This is a genomic window from Mumia sp. Pv4-285 (assembly GCF_041320275.1).
GTDB classification, from domain to species: Bacteria; Actinomycetota; Actinomycetes; order Propionibacteriales; family Nocardioidaceae; genus Mumia; species Mumia qirimensis.
In genome coordinates, this window is record NZ_CP162023.1 from 187413 (window position 1) to 204323 (window position 16911).

General features: G+C 68.8%; 13 protein-coding genes. 5 read left to right on the forward strand and 8 right to left on the reverse strand.

Annotated elements, in window-relative coordinates:
• The first annotated feature begins 155 nt into the window (after window positions 1–155).
• A complete protein-coding gene (locus tag AB3M34_RS00880; RefSeq protein ID WP_370617192.1) occupies window positions 156–6371 on the forward strand; it encodes a right-handed parallel beta-helix repeat-containing protein in 6216 nt (2071 codons plus the stop codon).
• An 11-nt stretch (window positions 6372–6382) separates the two neighbouring features.
• On the opposite strand, the gene AB3M34_RS00885 is transcribed toward AB3M34_RS00880, so the two are convergent.
• From AB3M34_RS00885 to AB3M34_RS00900, 4 genes are all read right to left on the reverse strand, one after another.
• On the reverse strand, window positions 6383–7117 hold the full coding sequence (locus AB3M34_RS00885; protein WP_370617193.1) for a hypothetical protein: 735 nt from the start codon (window positions 7115–7117) through the stop codon (window positions 6383–6385).
• Window positions 7114–7815, reverse strand: a complete 702-nt coding sequence (locus AB3M34_RS00890; protein ID WP_370617194.1) for a helix-turn-helix domain-containing protein — start codon at window positions 7813–7815, stop codon at window positions 7114–7116. Before AB3M34_RS00890 ends, AB3M34_RS00885 begins: the two co-directional genes overlap by 4 nt.
• Before the next feature lie 78 nt (window positions 7816–7893).
• Window positions 7894–8382, reverse strand: a complete 489-nt coding sequence (gene bfr / locus AB3M34_RS00895; protein ID WP_370617195.1) for a bacterioferritin — start codon at window positions 8380–8382, stop codon at window positions 7894–7896.
• Between the two features lie 87 nt (window positions 8383–8469).
• Window positions 8470–8673, reverse strand: a complete 204-nt coding sequence (locus tag AB3M34_RS00900; RefSeq protein ID WP_370617196.1) for a (2Fe-2S)-binding protein — start codon at window positions 8671–8673, stop codon at window positions 8470–8472.
• A 198-nt stretch (window positions 8674–8871) separates the two neighbouring features.
• Between AB3M34_RS00900 and AB3M34_RS00905 the strand changes: the two genes are divergently transcribed.
• Both AB3M34_RS00905 and AB3M34_RS00910 read left to right on the forward strand, forming a co-directional pair.
• Complete coding sequence (locus AB3M34_RS00905; protein WP_370617197.1) at window positions 8872–10188, forward strand: exo-beta-N-acetylmuramidase NamZ family protein; 1317 nt, start codon at window positions 8872–8874, stop codon at window positions 10186–10188.
• Between the two features lie 14 nt (window positions 10189–10202).
• Entirely contained in the window at window positions 10203–11981 is a 1779-nt protein-coding gene (locus AB3M34_RS00910) for a serine hydrolase domain-containing protein (protein WP_370617198.1), read from the forward strand.
• 8 nt (window positions 11982–11989) lie between these two features.
• Here AB3M34_RS00910 and AB3M34_RS00915 read toward each other — a convergent pair whose 3' ends face one another.
• A complete protein-coding gene (locus tag AB3M34_RS00915; protein WP_370617199.1) occupies window positions 11990–12373 on the reverse strand; it encodes a nuclear transport factor 2 family protein in 384 nt (127 codons plus the stop codon).
• A 29-nt stretch (window positions 12374–12402) separates the two neighbouring features.
• Between AB3M34_RS00915 and AB3M34_RS00920 the strand changes: the two genes are divergently transcribed.
• On the forward strand, window positions 12403–13341 hold the full coding sequence (locus tag AB3M34_RS00920; protein WP_370617201.1) for an arginase family protein: 939 nt from the start codon (window positions 12403–12405) through the stop codon (window positions 13339–13341).
• A 37-nt stretch (window positions 13342–13378) separates the two neighbouring features.
• Here the strand turns inward: AB3M34_RS00920 and AB3M34_RS00925 are convergent, their stop codons facing one another.
• Window positions 13379–13675, reverse strand: coding sequence for a GlsB/YeaQ/YmgE family stress response membrane protein (locus AB3M34_RS00925; protein WP_370617202.1), 297 nt, complete (start codon window positions 13673–13675; stop codon window positions 13379–13381).
• A gap of 162 nt (window positions 13676–13837) precedes the next feature.
• On the opposite strand from AB3M34_RS00925, the gene AB3M34_RS00930 reads away from it, so the two are divergent.
• The gene (locus AB3M34_RS00930) at window positions 13838–14278 is read left to right on the forward strand and encodes a VOC family protein (RefSeq protein WP_370617203.1); all 441 of its coding nucleotides are present in this window, start codon (window positions 13838–13840) and stop codon (window positions 14276–14278) included.
• Here the strand turns inward: AB3M34_RS00930 and AB3M34_RS00935 are convergent.
• Entirely contained in the window at window positions 14275–15333 is a 1059-nt protein-coding gene (locus tag AB3M34_RS00935; protein WP_370617204.1) for an alanine/ornithine racemase family PLP-dependent enzyme, read from the reverse strand. The two genes, AB3M34_RS00930 and AB3M34_RS00935, sit on opposite strands and share 4 nt — an antisense overlap.
• Window positions 15330–16493 carry a DUF1611 domain-containing protein gene (locus AB3M34_RS00940; RefSeq protein WP_370617205.1) on the reverse strand — a complete coding sequence of 388 codons (1164 nt, stop codon included), beginning with the start codon at window positions 16491–16493 and terminating at the stop codon, window positions 15330–15332. Before AB3M34_RS00940 ends, AB3M34_RS00935 begins: the two co-directional genes overlap by 4 nt.
• Between the last annotated feature and the right edge of the window lie 418 nt (window positions 16494–16911).

A 16911-nucleotide genomic window follows, 5' to 3' on the forward strand; every position in this document is an offset into this window, starting at 1 on the left:
GACTTTGGTCGCCAGCGCCGCTCAACGCCAACGTCCACAAACTCAACCTCCGCTGAACCCCTGCCCTCGTACGGTCATTCCACACCCAGCCCCTCGGGGGAAGGGCTGGGCTCCGATCCGTACTCGGCGGATCGCACACACGGGGGAACACCAGGATGCTTCGCGCTGCGCGCACGGCTGCGCTCATGCTCGCCACCACGTCGGCGCTAGTCGTTGGCACCTTCGCAGCCACCACCGCACCAGCCGCCGCGGCAAACCCGTACGTCGTCACCTCCACCGCCGACCACGCTGACGCCACCGCCGGCGACGGCCAGTGCCGTACGAGCCAGGCGAGCGGCGCTGTCTGCACCCTCCGCGCCGCCATCCAAGAAGCCAACGCCAGCGCGGGCGCGGACACGATCCGCTTCGCCATCGGCTCCGGCCCGGTCACGATCTCGCCGACCTCCGAGCTCCCGCAGATCATCGACCCGGTGACGATCGACGGGTTCAGCCAGCCCGGCGCGGGCACCACGCCGATCGTCCACCTCGCCGGTGACACCGTCGGCACGAACGGTGACGGCTTGCGCCTCGCCGCCGGCACGAGCTCGGTCTCCGGGCTCGTCCTCACCCACTTCGACGTCGCGATCTTCGTCTCCGGTCCTGGTGGCAACCTCGTCACCGGCAACTACGTCGGGATCGCCCCCGACGGCACAACCGCGCGCGGCAACACGTTCGGGATCGTCATCGACAAGTCCCCCGACAATGTCATCGGCACCTCCGCCAGCGCCAACGTGATCTCCGGCAACGCAAAGTCCGGCATCACGGTCAACGGCGCCGCCGCGCAGGGCAACGACATCGCCGGCAACCGCATCGGCACCAACGCCACAGGGACCGCGGCCGTCGCCAACCTTCTCGGCATCAGCCTCCTCAGCGGCGCCCTCGACACCCGCATCGGCGGCACCACCGACGCCGACGGCAACCTCGTGTCGGGCAATGTCTCCCACGGCATCGAGGTCGCGGGTGCCGCCAAGGGGACGGTGATCTCGCGCAACCGCGTCGGCACCAACGCCGCGGGCACCGCCAAGCTGCCGAACCGAAGCCAGGGCATCGCCGCCATCACCGCCGCCAAGGTGACGATCCAGTCCAACCTGATCTCCGGCAACGGCGAGACCGGGGTCTGGGCCTCCGGCCTCGCGGGCTCCGACCCCCATCTGATCGCCGACAACCTCGTCGGTACGAACGCGGCCGGCACCGCAGCCCTCGACAACGTCTCCGACGGGATCCGCCTCTCGGCGACCGGCGACCCCAGCGTCCCCACCGCGTACGCGAAGGTCACCGGAAACACGATCTCCGGCAACGGGCGTGACGGCATCCGTACGGCCGACAGCGGCTACAACGACATCAGCGACAACACCATCGGCCTCGCCAAGGGGGCAACGACGACGCGGGTGCCCAACAAGGGCGTCGGCGTCCTTCTCGTCCGCGACCGCCGCTCGTCGGTGCGTACGAACGTCGTCTCCGGGAACGACGGCGGCGGCATCTTCGCCGTCGGGGGCCACACGGGCAACCCGCTCGAGATCCTCAACAACAGGGTCGGCACCGACGGGACCGGCGGATCGACCGCACCGAACAAGAACGCCGGCATCAAGCTCACCGCCGAAGCCGCGGCGCCGACCGCAGGCGCGTACGGCGACGTCCGCAGCAACCTCGTCTCCGGCAACGACGGCGACGGCATCGTGGTCGCGCACGGCATGTCGGCCAGCACGATCACCGACAACACCGTCGGCGCCAACCTCGCGAAGACCGGCACCCTGCGCAACCAGGGCGTCGGCATCTGGGTCGAGAAGGGCAGCGGCCACGACGTCGGCACGCCGGGCCACGGCAACCTGGTGGTCGCCAACAGCGTCGGCATCCTCGTACGGGGTTCGTCCCACGTGTCCGTCGCCGCCAACACCGTCGGCGTCCTCCCCAGCGGGGCCAGCGCACCCAACCGCAGCCAGGGCGTCAAGGTCGACGGCGGTGCGACCAAGGTGACGATCGGCTCCAAGTCGACCGATGCGATCACCCCCGGCAGCTGCGCCGCGGCGTGCAACATGATCACCGACAACACCGGAGCCGGCGTCGCGATCGAGGGCGACGACGCCACGACCGCCGTCACGGTCCGCGGCAACGTCACCGACAAGAACGGCGGCATCCCGATCGACCTCGGTACCGCCGGCCCGACCCCGAACGACGCCGCCGACGCCGACACCGGCCCCAACGGACTGCTCAACTTCCCGGTCGGCGTCTCCGCGTCGTACGACAAGGTCAAGGCGAAGACGTTCGTCACCGGCGTGCTCACCACCCCCGACCCGAAGGGCGCCGTCGTCGACGTCTACAAGGCGGCGGGCCCAGGACCGGTCAGCGGGTTCGGGACGGCAAAGGAGTGGGTCGGCAAGGCGACCTCCTACCCGACCGCGGCCGGCGCGCACTTCGTGCTCGAGCTGGCCGGCGACCAGACCGCGAACGCCACGTACTCCGCGACGGCGACCACCTCCGACGGCTCCACCTCCGAGGTCTCGATGGTCTGCCTCGACACCGACGGCGACGGCACGCTCGACGACGACGGTGACGCGATCTGCGACAGCTGGGAGACGAGCGGCATCGACTACGACGGCGACCGGGTGGTCGATCTCCCGCTCAACGCCGCGCCGTACAACGCCGACCCGACCAAGCCCGACGTGTTCGTGGACGTCGACTACATGGAGGGCGCGCTGCACAGGGACCGCCCGTCCACGCACGCGCTCGGACGGGTCGTCAAGGCGTACGAGTTCGCGCCGAACAACGGCATCGCGCTACACCTCTCACCGGGTGCCGCCGGGCGCGCGGACGACGCCGTGGAGCACAGCGGCGACATCTTGGTGATGGGGCGTGGGTCAGGCGACGACGACGACTACTGGGACCTCAAGGACGGCACGCCGGGCGACCTCTGCGACGGCGCGTTCGGGACGAAGGCCGACCGCACGGGCCCGCGCTGCCACGCGGTGCTCGGGGCGAAGCGGCTGATCTATCGCTATGCGCTGTTCACCCACCGGTTCGACGAGTCCCCGCGGACCTCCGGCGTCTCGGACCTCGGCGGACAGGACGTCCTCGTCAGCATCGGCAGCTGGGACGACGACGACGTCATCCGCGTCGGCGGGACGCTCAGCCGTTGCGTCACGCTCGAGTGGTGCAAGAGCGAGGTCGAGGCCGGCACCTTCATGCACGAGCTCGGCCACGCCCTGGGACTCGACCACGGCGGCGGTGACGACGTCCAGAACAAGCCCAACTACCTCAGCGTCATGAACTACACCTTCCAGCTCCTCGGCTCGACGCCCGACCGTCCGCTCGACTACTCGCGGTGGAAGCTCCCGACCTTGTTCGAGAACAACCTCGACGAGGCCGCCGGCATCGCGGCGAACGAGTCGGCCGCGACGAAGGCCGAGATCTCCCGGCGCTGGTCGGCCACCGCCTTCAGCTGGTACGACGCCGCGAAGGGCGAGTGCGTCTGGCGCAGCGGGTCGCCGATCTGGGCCATCGACTGGAACCAGGTCGGCGGTGCCGCGCAGACCGGTGTGGCTGCGGGTATCGCCGCCGACGGACGCGGCGGCACGGACTGCCAGACCATCCGATCGATCCCGCTCGCCGGTCACGACGACTGGGCGAACCTCCGGTACGACATGCGCAGCTCGGGCTGGTACCGGACCGAGGGCGTGCCCGCCACGGTCGCCGCGCGTGCCGGAGCTGCTCGGTCGGGGCAGGACGTCGAGGACGCAGCGGCGCTCGCAGCCGCCTCCGACAGCGACGGCGACGGCGTCCCGAACGCGGCCGACGTGTGCGTTCTGAAGGCCGACCCTGCCCAGCACGACCAGGACGCCGACGGCATCGGCGACGCCTGCGTCGACGACATCACCGACCGCGACGTGTCCGTGGGCGTGACCGCGCCGACCGAGCAGCCGCCGGTCGGGTCGACGACGACGGTCCGGGTGACCGCCTCGAACTCCTTCCCGCTCCCGGCGACCGACCTCGAGATCGAGGTACGGCTGCCCGAGGGCCTCGTCCCCGTCTCCGCGACGCCCAGCCACGGCTCGTACGGCGCGGGCTCGGGCACGTGGACGATCCCCTCGCTGGCGAAGCGATCCTCCGCCACGCTCGACCTCGCCGTACGCGTGACGCGTGCCGAGACCGATCTGGACGTCGAGGCCGAGGTCGTCGCGGCCGGTGAGGACGACCGCGACTCTGTGCCCGACAACGGCGACCCGCTCGAGGACGACCTCGCGTCGGTGGCGGTGCGGGCAAAGCTCGTCTACACGCTCGAGCCGCTGCCGAAGGATGTCGTTCTCGCGGTCCGCGACGGCGAGACGATCGCGATGTTGAGCCGTGACAGCACGGACACGCGCCGCATCACGCTCGAGCACGCAGGACGTACGACGACTCTGCCGGTGGCGTCGGACAACCTCGACCTCCTCGGCGTCAATGCCCACGGCGAGATCGTCTACTGGCTGGACCGAGTGTCGTACCTGTGGCGTGACGGCGCGTCCGTACGCCTGCCGGACAACTTCGTGGCTTCGGCGCTCAACGACGCCGGCACCGTCGTCGGCCGGTCGTACAACAAAGCGGCGACCTGGATCGACGGCACGGTCACGCTCCTGCCTGACCTCGATCCGACCCACCCGGCGGCAGGCGGCACGGCGACCGCGATCAACGACGACGGACTGATCGTCGGCTACTCGCTCTCTCGGTTCGGCCGCGAGAACGCCGTCCGCTGGGACACGGGCGGGATCGACTCGCTCGGCATGGACCCCGGCGACGTGTCGATGGCTCTCGACGTCGCGGACAGCGGCGCGATCGCGGGTGAGCTGATGAGCCGCCCGCTGCGGGTCGTGGACGGGAAGCGGACCGTCATCGAGGAGGGACCGGGTAGCGCCGCGTCGGTGAATGCGGTCGGTGACTTCGTCGGGCGCACGCAGGACCTGCGGGCATTCGTCCACACGTCGGGAAAGGCTTGGCGGCTTGAGGCGCTGCTCGCACCCGGTCAGGATTGGTTCCAGCTTCACGGCGCCCTCGATATTGCTGACGACGGGTCGATCCTGGGCGTCGGCGAGTACGGCAGTGAGCTCCGATACTTCATCGCGCATCCCGGGGCAGCCGCACGGACGGCCGGCGTCGTGGCCTCACCGAGCAGCCTGGACGTCGGTGTGGTCGAGGTGGGCAGCAGCTCCGGTCCCGAGGAGGTGACGCTCACGAACGAGTCGTCCGCTGCCGTGGAGGTCGAGTCGCCGCGCATCGAGGGTGCGGCCGCGGCGAACTTCGCGGTCGACGCCGGGACGCTGCCTCGTACGCTCGCGGCCGGCGAGTCGGTCGAGGTGTCGGTCGAGTTCACGCCGACGGTGACAGGCACGCGTACGGCGTCGCTCGTCGTGCCCGCGGCGAGCGGAGACGTGACCGTCCCGCTGCGGGGCGAGGGCGTGGCCGCCGATGACACGGCTCCGAGCATCACGTGCGCGAGACCGTCGGCAGCCTGGTCGCGCACCGACGCCTCGATCTCGTGCTCCGCGACCGACAGCGGCAGCGGGCTCGCGAACGCCGCCGACCGCGCGTTCGTCCTGCGGACCTCGGTCGCGGCCGGCACGGCGACAGCGAACGCTTCGACCGGCACGCGGCGCGTCTGTGACAAGGTCGGCAACTGCGCGACGGCCGGACCCGTACGCGGTCTGCGCATCGACAAGCGGGCGCCGTCCGCGAAGGCCACCCGCACCACCCCGGTGACGCTCGACGGCAAAGCCGTCGTTCGGCTCGCCGGGACCGACGTCGGCTCCGGCGTCGCCTCTTACGACACGCGCGTCCGTACAGTCGCCCGCTCGGGAGCGACGTCGGGCTGGTCCGTGCCGAAGGGCTGGCAGGCGTCGCGGACGACATCGCTGGCCCGCACCGTGGCGGCCGGAACGACGGCGTGCTTCTCGACGCGGTCGCGTGACCGGGCGGGCAACGTGTCCGCGTGGAGCACGCAAGTGTGCATGAGCGCGCCGTACGACGATCGTGCGCTCAAGGCATCAACCGGGTGGAAGCGTACGAAGGGTGCGGCGTACCTGCAGCGCACGATCTCGACGACCACCCGCAAGGGCGCGACGCTCAAGACCGGACGAACTCGCGGAGGGGCGGTCGCGCTGGTCGTCACGCGGTGCAGGGGTTGCGGCACCGTCGACGTGCTCGTCGGCAAGCGCCGGGTCGCGCGCGTCACGCTGAGTGGGCGCGCGACCCGTCACCGCCAGGTGGTCGTGCTCCCGCGGCGTGCGTTCTCGGGGGCGATCACGATCAAGGCGGTGACGAAGGGGAAGCCGGTACGCATCGACGGACTGGCCCTCTTGCCGTAGGGAGGCGCGGATCAACCGGTCAGGATGCCGAGCGCAATCTGCCCCTGTGTCCTCACCGCGACCGGCACGAGGGCCCAGGCGGCGTGTGTGTCGTCGAGGAGTGCCTTGGCTTGGAGAAGTCGTTGGCGATCCTTCTTGGTCAGCTCGTCGGCGAGCGTGAAGGGGTCTTCGACCAGCGAGCACAGGAGCGCCAGGTCTCGGTGGTGACGTTGAGGGTCCGGCAACGTCACGGCTGCTGCTTTCCCGATGATCGCCGCAAGGAGTGTCGGTCGTGGCACCCGGCCGCTTCGGCCATCGTGGACGACCGTCACGATCTCGGTGCGGGCCAGTGCTTGCGTGCCACCGGGAATCTCGACTGTCCGGCCGGGAGGTGTCGTCGTCAGGTTCGCCCGAGCCCCAAGGCCCTCGGGAGCGAGGACGTCGATCACCACCGGACGAGGCTCGGCAGGCCGGATGTAGCGATGGGCCAGACCGTCGGCGCTCGGGGTATCCATCTGGAACTGCAGGCTCTGAAGCGCCTCGACGACCCGAGCGAGTGCGTTGGGGTCGGCGCGGATGTCGGCCACGACGTCGCCATCTTGGCTGATCTGCGGGGGGACCTGACCGTGCTCAAGAGCATGAAGCAACACCATCTGCCCGCCGACCAGTGCCCAAGGGACGCGAATCCGGTCGTGGAGATCGAGGAGCACCCGCCACAGCTCGTCGACCGGAGCCGGCATCGGGGGAAGCGTGATGACAATGCTCATGCGCTCTGCCAGTCCCTAGAGAGCTCGTCCAGTCGCAGCTGGCCAGCCCGGACCGCTCGCGGCTCGGGCGCCTCGAGCAGGTCGGCCGCGAGTGCCGCGTCCGAGATGCCGGCATCCGATGCGAACGGCCACACCCGCTGCGGGATGCGGACGATCAGGTTGGGGGGTTCGAGCGCGCTGGCGTCTCTGAGCGCCAGTGCGCGGCGCACGGCCGACCAATCCTCCTCGGCGATGTAGACCTCGACCTGGCTCTCCAGTGCGACGAGGTCGAAGGCGCGGCGAGCCGCCACGTCCGGCCCCGCGGGATGGACGTCGGGTCGGGCAAGGAGTCGGGGCACGGCGGCCGGGTGGGCGACGGCGCGGACGATGCGGCTGCGACCGCGCAGGATGCTTCGCCACTGATCGGCGTCTGCATCGCTCAGTCGGGACATGTATCCGCGGACCTGGCTGCGCGCCGAGTACGACAGCCACGACGCCTCGCCGCCTTCGAGGAGATCGAGAAGACCCCACGAACGCAGCGGACCGAGCGGGCGTCCTGGGCGACGGCGATGTCCCTGCAGGCGTGCAACGTCCTCGGCCGACACCATCCAGTCACGACCGACCCGACGTCCCACGAGGTCGCCGGCGAGCAGCATCTGGCGCACACGGGCAGGGCTCACGTCGAGGCGCTCTGCCGCTTCGGAGACAACGATCTCCATCGGATCACCACCTTTAGGAAATACTAACGCAAGCGCGATGATTTCCGAAGGTGGCGGGGCGGTGGGGCGGCGTGCAGATCAGCCAGGCCCCTCGCCGGACGACACCTGCTGGGCGAGGTACTGCTGGATGCCGATCCGTTCGATCGCGTCGAGCTGGCTCTCGAACCAGTCGGCGTGCTGCTCCTCGTCGCGGACCATGTCCTCGAAGACGTCAGCGGTGCCGTGGTCGCCGAGGTCGTGGCACTCCTGAGCGCCGGCGTTGAACTGGGCGACGGCAGCCTTCTCGCTGTCGTAGGCGAGCCGGAGCATCTCCTCGGCGGTCTCGCCGACGGTGATCGCGTTCAGCCGCTGGACGTTGGGGTGGCCGTCGTACATCAGGATGCGGTTGATCAGCTCGTCGGCATCCTTCATCTCGTCGATGGACAGGTCGTAGAAGACCTTGCCCAGCTTGCCGAAGCCCCAGTTGTCGAGCATCCGGGCGTGGAGGAAGTACGTGTTGGTGACCGTCAGCTCGAAGGTGAGTGCGTCATTGAGCAGCTCGACGATCCGCGGGCTCTTGGGCTGCACCGTCCACCTCCGGTATGCGACGACTGTGACGTCGATGCTGGCACACCAAAGCCCATCCGGAAAGCCGGATGGTGCGAGGTTCTCGGGTCAGCTTGCCGCGCCGTCGGCCTCCAGGAGCGCGTACTCCTCGCGTTCGTGCCGGCAGACGAGCGCCTTCACGCTGAAGATGCAGGCTCCGCAGTCCTGCGCGGCCCCGGTGGCCCGACAGACCGCGCCGACGGTGCGCGCGCCGGCGGCCACGGCGGCATCCACCGCTTGGTCGCTGACGACCTTGCACTGACAGACGATCACGGCACGCTCCGATAAGAAAGGCCAACCTTAGTTTGCTGAGGTTAACCTAACTCGCCGCTCCTGGGGAAGAGGTATCAGGGTCACCTCTTGACCGGATCACAGCCGCAGGACTAGGTTCGCGGCAGTTGTGAAATTTAGTTCCACCCTGGCACCTCGTTATGGAAACCGTTTTCTCATCACCCAAGCAGGGGAGAAACCATGCGACGTAGGAATGTCCTCGCAGGCATGCTGGGGGTGGCCAGCGTGCCGGTCCTCGGCGGTCCGGCGGCTGCCGCAGCCGCGGCCAATCTAGGAACCAGCGGCCCAGGGAGCAACGGAGGTGGCCCGAAGGTCCGCACCGGCTTCGAGACACTGGCCGCCTCGGGCTATCAAGAGCTGCGCGGACAGCGCGTCGGGATGATCTCCAACCCGACCGGCATCCTGCGCGACCTGACCCATGAGGTCGACGTGCTCGCGGCCAGCCCGGACGTCGACCTTGTCGCGGTCTTCGGGCCCGAGCACGGGTTCCGTGGTGTCTCCCAGGCCGGGGAGGGGCAGGCGTTCTTCATCGACGCCAAGACAGGCCTGCCGGTCTACAACGCGTACAACGACGCCGCCCGGATGTCCGAGCAGTTCGCCGAGGCCGGCATCGACACCGTGGTCTTCGACATCCAGGACGTCGGTGCTCGCTTCTACACCTACATCTGGACGATGTACCTCGCCATGGAGGCGGCCGCGGAGCTCGGCCTGAGGTTCGTCGTCCTCGACCGCCCGAACCCGATCACCGGCGTGCAGGCCGAAGGCCCGGTGCTTCACCCGGAGCACTCCACGTTCGTCGGGCTGAAGCCGATCAGTCAGCAGCACGGCATGACGGTCGGCGAGCTGGCCCAGTACTTCAACGGCGAGTTCCTGCCGCCCGCGATCGGCAAGCAGGTCGACCTCACGGTCGTACCCATGCGGAACTGGTTCCGCGACATGTGGTTCGACGAGACCGGTCTCCCCTGGGTGCTGCCGTCGCCCAACATGCCCACCGTCGACACGGCGACCGTCTACCCCGGTACGGCGTTGTTCGAAGCCACCGCATTGTCGGAGGGGCGCGGCACCACCAGGCCGTTCGAGCTGATCGGCGCGCCGGGCATCGACCACCGCTGGGCGGAAGCGCTCAATGCCCGGGAGCTGCCAGGCGTGCGCTTCCGAGAGGCGTACTTCACGCCGACGATCTCCAAGCAGGCCAACAAGGTCTGCGGCGGCGTCCAGGTGTACGTCGAGGACCGCGACGCCTTCGACGCCATCAAGACAGGGCTCGCCATGATCGTGACGCAGCGTGAGGTGTTCCCCCAGTACCGCTGGCGCAGCCAGGACGTCACGTCGTTCTGGCTCGACAAGCTCACCGGAACCGACCGCGCCCGCCTCGTCATCGACGCCGGCGGGGACGTCGACGAGATCGTCGACGGCTGGCAGGACGATCTCGCCGAGTTCCGCAAGAAGCGCAAGCAGTACCTCATCTACCACCACATCCGCGGCGGCCGGCACTAGGACGGGGAAGACTCATGCGTCGTACGAGCTGGGGAGCAGCACTGGCGGGGGCGGTCGTCATCGGAGCACTCGGGATGCCGGCAGGAGCCGCCGACCCGCAGGGCCCGCAGACCGGACCGCCGACCGTGACCGGGGAGGACGTCAAGTTCTCCCCCGACCGCAAGCTCCGCGCGGGTGATCCGGAGGATGTGGGGCTCCTGCCGGAGCACATCGCCCGGATCATGCCTGATCTGGCGACCTACCTGGAGACCACGCCGGAGAACCCGAACTTCCCCATGTACGCCGGGGCGGTCGCGCTGGTGGCCAAGGACGGCGTCGTCGTCGAGCACGGCGCGGTGGGCGACGCGGTGCGGTACGCGAGGGCCGACGGCACCGAGCTGCCCGAGGACGAGCAGATCCCGGCGACCGAGGACACGCTCTTCGACCTCGCGTCGGTGACGAAGCTGTTCACGGTCGTGGTGATCCTCCAGCTGGTGGACCAGGGCGTTGTCGACCTCGACGCTCCCGCGGCGCAGTACATCCCGGAGTTCGCCCAGAACGGCAAGGAAGCAGTCACGATCCGGCAGCTGCTGACCCACACCTCGGGCCTGCGGAGCTGGGTCAACCTCTACTCGGCGTACCCGACTCCGGAGGCGCGCACCGCGGCCGTCTATGCGCAGACCCTCCTGACCCCGCCGGGCACGGCGTACGTGTATTCCGACCTTGGTCTGATCACCCTGGGCAAGCTCGCTGAACGCGTCACCGGCCAGACCCTCGACCAGCTCGTGGCTGATCGCATCACCGAGCCGCTGGGCATGACCGACACCATGTTCAACCCACCGGAGTCGCTGCTCCACCGTGTCGCGGCGACCGAGGACATGTCGTCGATCGGCCGTGGGATGGTGCACGGTGAGGTGCATGACGAGAATGCCTGGTCTCTGGGCGGCGTCGCGGGACATGCCGGCCTGTTCTCCACCGCGAGCGACCTGGCCGTCTTCAGCCAGATGCTGTTGAACGGCGGTGAGTACGGGAAGGAGAAGATCCTCTCCGAGGACATCATGCGGCAGGCCATCACCGACCAGAACGTCGGCATTCCGCCCGCGATCACGTCCCGCCGAGGACTCGGGTTCGAGCTGAACCAGCCCTTCTACATGGCGTCGCTCGACTCACCCGTGACGTTCGGGCACACTGGGTTCACCGGGACCTCGGTCGTCATCGACCCGCTGTCCAAGTCGATCGTCATCCTGCTCACCAACCGCGTCCATCCCAACCGCGCCTGGGGCTCGAACAACGGTGCCCGGCAGTCCATCGCCCGCAACGTCGGCCGTGCCATCCCGGTGAAGCCGGCCGTGGGTCGTACGGCGTGGTTCTCCGGGCGGCCGGATTCCACGACGCACACGTTGACCGCTCCGCTCACCCGTCCGGCACAGGACGGGTCGCGGCTGGCGTTCCGACTCTGGTACGACACGGAGGCTGACTACGACATCGGGCGACTCGAGGCCTCCACCGACGGCGGGGCGACGTGGCAGCTGGTGCCTCTCGATCTGAAGGCAGGCCACACCCGCTGGTCTACCGACGGCACGTTCTCCGGCTTCGAAGGACGCCAGTGGCTGAAGGCGGACGCAGCTCTGCCCACCGGCGCGACACACCTGCGCTGGAGCTACACCGGCCTCCGCGCCACTCCGTCTCGTGGGAGGGGTGTGTACGTGGACGGTGTGCTCGCCGCCGATCCGGTCGGCGTGTTGTTCAACGGTCAGCGGCCGGCTGACGCCACGCGCTTCGTGGCCGAGGGATGGGCGGAGTCGCGCAACTGACGCGGACGTCAGCCGCGTACGTCTCCGGCGGCGATCTGCCTGAACAGGTCCCACGGGATCTCGTGCACCAAGGCGTCCGCATGCCGATGGACCAGCTCCCACCGGTCGCCCGCACGTCGGAACACGAGCGTGACGCGCAGCGACCAGTCCTGGTCCTCGGACCCGCCGACAACCCCGTGCTGTCGCTCCACCGCGACCAGCACCGCCAGGTTGCCCGACACGTACGACTCGACGACGTCGAGACGCGCTTCTCCCGACTCGAAGAACCGGCTCGTCTCCTCGATCTCCTCGTCCGTCGGCGCGAAGCCCCGCTGGGTCTCGCCTCCGTACGGAGGCATCAGCGTGTAGTCAGCGGGATGGTCGCACCGCAGGGGCTCGTGCGCGGCCGACATTTGTCCTGCCAGTGGCGATTAAGGGAGTCGTGGGTGACGATGCGCTGATGGACGGGTACGACCTCATCGGGGTGCCGTTCGACGGCTACGGACGCCCTGGCAACCAGGCAGCGGCCTCGGAAGCTCTGAGAGCAGCCGGCCTGGGGAACGCATTCGGGACGCATCACGTCGTCGATCACGGGGACCTTGCGCTCCCTGCTCCGGACCCGAGCCGGGGAGCAGCGACGTCGTTGATCAACGAGACAGCCCTCGTCGCGATGGTCGAGCGCCTCGGGGAACCCGTACGCCGGGCGATCGACGAGGGCCGGTTCCCGCTCGTGCACGGCGGAGACTGCACGACACTGCTCGGCAGTGTCCCTGCGCTGCGAGACAGCCTCGGGCCGGTTGGTCTGCTCTTCGTGGACGGCCACGAGGACACCATGCCGCTCGACGTGTCCGAGGACGGCGAGGCGGCCAACACCGAGATCGGGATCCTTCTCGGTCTGACAGGTGGCCTCCTGACGGGTCCGCTGTCACGCTCGCGCGGGGTGCTCGTCCGAGACGATCTTGCTGTCCTGGGTCCTCGAGACGAAGCCTGGCGTCAGCGTTTCAACGTCGGCTCCCTGCGGGACCACGGCGTGTGGTTCAGGGACTGCAGGGAAACGTCCGCAGCTCCCGAAGAGAGCGCGCGCGACGCCGTACAGCATCTCCGTTCGACGGCGGCGCGATGGTGGCTTCACGTCGACCTCGACGTGCTCGATCCTGAGGAGTTCGGCGCACAAGGAGTGCCAGGTGCGCCCGGCGAGCCCGACGGCCTCAGCTGGGACGGTCTGACGAGACTGCTCACCGCGGCGGTCGGCGCGGGCGGTTGCGTCGGCTGGAGCCTGGCGATCTACGACCCGGAGCAAGATCCGTCCCGAACAGACGCCGCACGAATCGTGAAGCTTGTCAGCGAAGTCGCGTCGGTCATCTCTGGTCCGGCCGAGTGAACGCTACAGCGCGGAGAACCCTCGCCGACGACCCGCGTCAGCCCCGACTGCCCTCAGCTCGCGACGTGCGTGCACGGATGAGCCGCCAGAGCAGCAGCGCGACGACGGCGCCGAGGATCGAGAAGATCAGGCCGCTCGGCTGGAAGAAGCCTTCGTCCTCGTCCCAGCCGAACAGGAGATATCCGCCGAAGCCGCCGATGAACGAGCCGACGATCCCGAGCAGCATGGTCTGCCACCACGTCATCGGATCGGACCCCTTCACCAGCAGCCGCGCGAGGTAGCCCGCGACGATGCCGATGAAGATCAGGTAGACCACGGTCCAGAAGTTGAACATCGCGCCCCCTCGTACCTTTCCCTGGCCTTGCCGTGCTCAGCGTCAGCCCATCATCACACCGGCGGTGGCTACCTGCCGTGTTGCTGCGGCGCGCATGTCGAGAACGCGGTCGCGGCTGCGTCCCCTGGGCAAGACCACAGTCCAGCGTTGGAGGATGAAGGCATGGCACGCATCAAGCAGTTCGACCACGTAGGGATCACCGTCGACGACCTCGACACGGCCGTGGCGTTCTTCGTCGGTTTGGGTCTCGAGGTCGAGGGCCGCACGTTCATCGAAGGCGAGTTCCTCGACACCGTCTGCGGCATCCCGAACTCGCGGACAGAGGTGGTCATGCTGCGGCCGCCGGGCGGAGGAACCGCGCTCGAGCTGGGGAGATTCATCAGGCCGAACCACGTGCCCGGATCGCCCACCGCGATGGCGAACGAGCTGGGGCTGCGAAACGTCTGTTTCGAGATCACCGAGCTTCGCGCGACGGTCGACAGACTGGCCGCGGACGGGTACGGACTCGTCGGTGGGATCGGCCAGCACGAGAACAGCTGGCTCATGGCGTACGTCCGCGGACCCGAAGGGATCGTCGTCGCGCTCGCCGAACAGATCGGCTAGTGCTCGTGCTTGGTGACGAACGGTGACGTCATCGCCCGTACGAGGGCGCCGTACCCGAGTCCGAACGAAACCTCCTCGCCGACCGTGACGTCGTGGTCGCCGACATCGATGACGAGGTGGTCGCTGCTCGCCGCCAGCACCGCCATGCCCGGTGGTGCGACGAGTCCGTCCGGGTCGATGTCCTGTCGGCCGATCGCTGCGATCGCCTGTCGGACGAGCCCCGGGCGTCCGCGGTCGGGCTCGTGGCCGAAGGCGGTCTGACCACGATCACCCCAGGACTGCGCCGGCTTCGTCTTGACCTCGATCAGCTCGGCGACGAGCGTGAACGCATCCGTACGGAGGCCGTCGATCGGCTGCCGCTGCAGCGGCTCCGTACCGAGGAGGATCGACTCGCCCAGACGCAGGTCGTCGATGCGGCCAACGTCGCTGGTCGCCAACGCCCAGTCGAGGTTGGCGGAGTTGCCACCGGTCACGACGGTCAGTCGCTCGCCGACGGCTGCCTCGACCTTCTCGACCAGCTCTGACAGCTCGTCCATCTTGTTCTGGTCGGGTACGACGCCGCTTCGGCATGCCAGGTTGGTGCCGAGACCGACCAGCCGCAGGCCCGGCCGGCGCGTGACGGTGGCGGCGAGGTCGACCACCTCGTCGACGGGCACCCCTTCACGCAGGTCACCGAGCTCGACCATCAGGACGACGTCGTGGGTGGTGCGTTGTCTGACCGCAGCGGCCGAGAGCGCGTCAAGCACCACGCCCTCGGTGTTGAGGCTGAGGTCGGTGTCGCGGACGACGCGGTCGACCTGGCTCAGCATCGGGGACCGGATCAGCATGAACGCCGCGTGGACGTCACCGGCGCGCAGTCGCGCGACGTTCTCCATCCGCGACTCGCCGATGCCGCCGGCCCCTCCGCTCAGCATCGCCGCGGCGACGCTCGGCGAACCGAGCGAAGCCTTGGAGACGCCGGTGACCCGAATACCTCGTGGCGCGAGGCGCTCGACGAGCGTGCGCGTGTTGTGCGCGACCGCGCCGAGGTCGATGTCCAGCCGGGGTGCTGTCACCGGACGCTCGAGGCTGAGGTCGCCTCGAGCTCGGGGAACGACAGCAGCACCATGTCGACGAGCTGGTCGAGCGGGCGGGTCAGCGGATCGGTCGCCGGTACGCCGAGCTCGAGCTCGATCGCGTCGATCGCATCACCGATCTCGCGGTCGTCCATCTGCTCGTGGTTGACCGTGACGCCGATGACCCGGGTGTCGGCGAACGCCTCGATCAGCTCGACCTCGCTGGCGACCGAGGGCATCGGGACCATCGGGAAGTCGCCGAGGACGTCACGCTTCGGTGCGTGCTGGACGATGACGCCCGCGGGTCGGCTGCCGCGCAGGATGTGGGCAGAGGTCAGGTAGGCGGGGTGGCTGAGTGCGCCCTGACCCTCGACGACGATCACGTCGGGGTTCTCGCCCTCGAACGCGGCGACGACCTGGTTCTCGACCTCGCCCGAGCAGAACTGAGGGACCAGCGCGTCGAGCGCGACGCCGTACTTGCCGCCCTGGATCAGCGTCGTCTGGCCGGTGCCGACCATCACCGCGTGGATGCCGCGGGCGTTCAGTGCCTGGACCAGCAGGGTCGCCGTCGTGCGCTTGCCGATCGCCCCGTCGGTGCCGAGGACGGCGATGCGGGGACAGGTCACGTCGAAGATCCGCCCGGAGAAGAGGTGGAGGTCCTTCTTCTCCTTCGGGCGGCGGATGTCCGTGATCGTCACGCCGGCGACGAGGCTGGCGGCGACGAACTCGGCGTCGTCGTTCAAGAACTCGTGGAGCCCGTTGATGATGTGCATGCCGCGAGCGATGCCGTCGAGAAGGACCACGCGCTGGGCGGACGAGAGCAGCCCGTCGGCCGGAGCCACGCCGCAGATGAGGTAGTCGGGGACGTAGCCCGCGTGCGCGATGGCCTCGCTGAGGTCGGCGAGCACCGGGATGCCCGCGGGGGTGCCGTCGAGGAACGACCCGGCGTCCACGCCGGCCTGCATGCTGTCGATGACGCTGAGGATCTCGTACCGCTCCGAGTGACGTACGAGGCCGTTCGCCGTCTTGCCGTCCTGCTCACCGAACTGCCCCTCGCAGTACACGATGGCCGAGGTGCCGGTCGGCGGCGCGACGGGCGTTCCGGGCATCGTCTCGGGGTAGGAGTCGGCGGCGTCAGAGCAGGGAATGGTGGGGGACATGAGTCTCCTCGAGGTCATTCAGAGGAGGCGTCAGAAACGAAAGAGGCCGTGGAAGGCCGGACGGTCGACAAGAAGTCTTCCCTGATAGCCGGCAAGCTGCCCGCTGTGGCCAACGTAGCAGGGAGGTGCGCGCGGGGGGCGGTTCTGGTCGAGCTCGAGCCGCTCGCCATTCGAATGCCTCGACGCATTGCAGACCAGACGTTCTGACTGTCTGGAGCATCTCAACGGGTCCTTGACGAAGTGTTGCGGAAATGACGCGGCCTTCGAAATGTGCCATGCGCGTATCGGATATGGCGTGAGTTGATGCGCTCCGCGAGGGTGGCTTCTGCTGAGCCAGGGCAATCGGATGTACAGCATCAACTAGGAGGTTAGCAACGGCCCGTCTTCCGACAATTGTCATCCATTCAGTGGCCGCGCG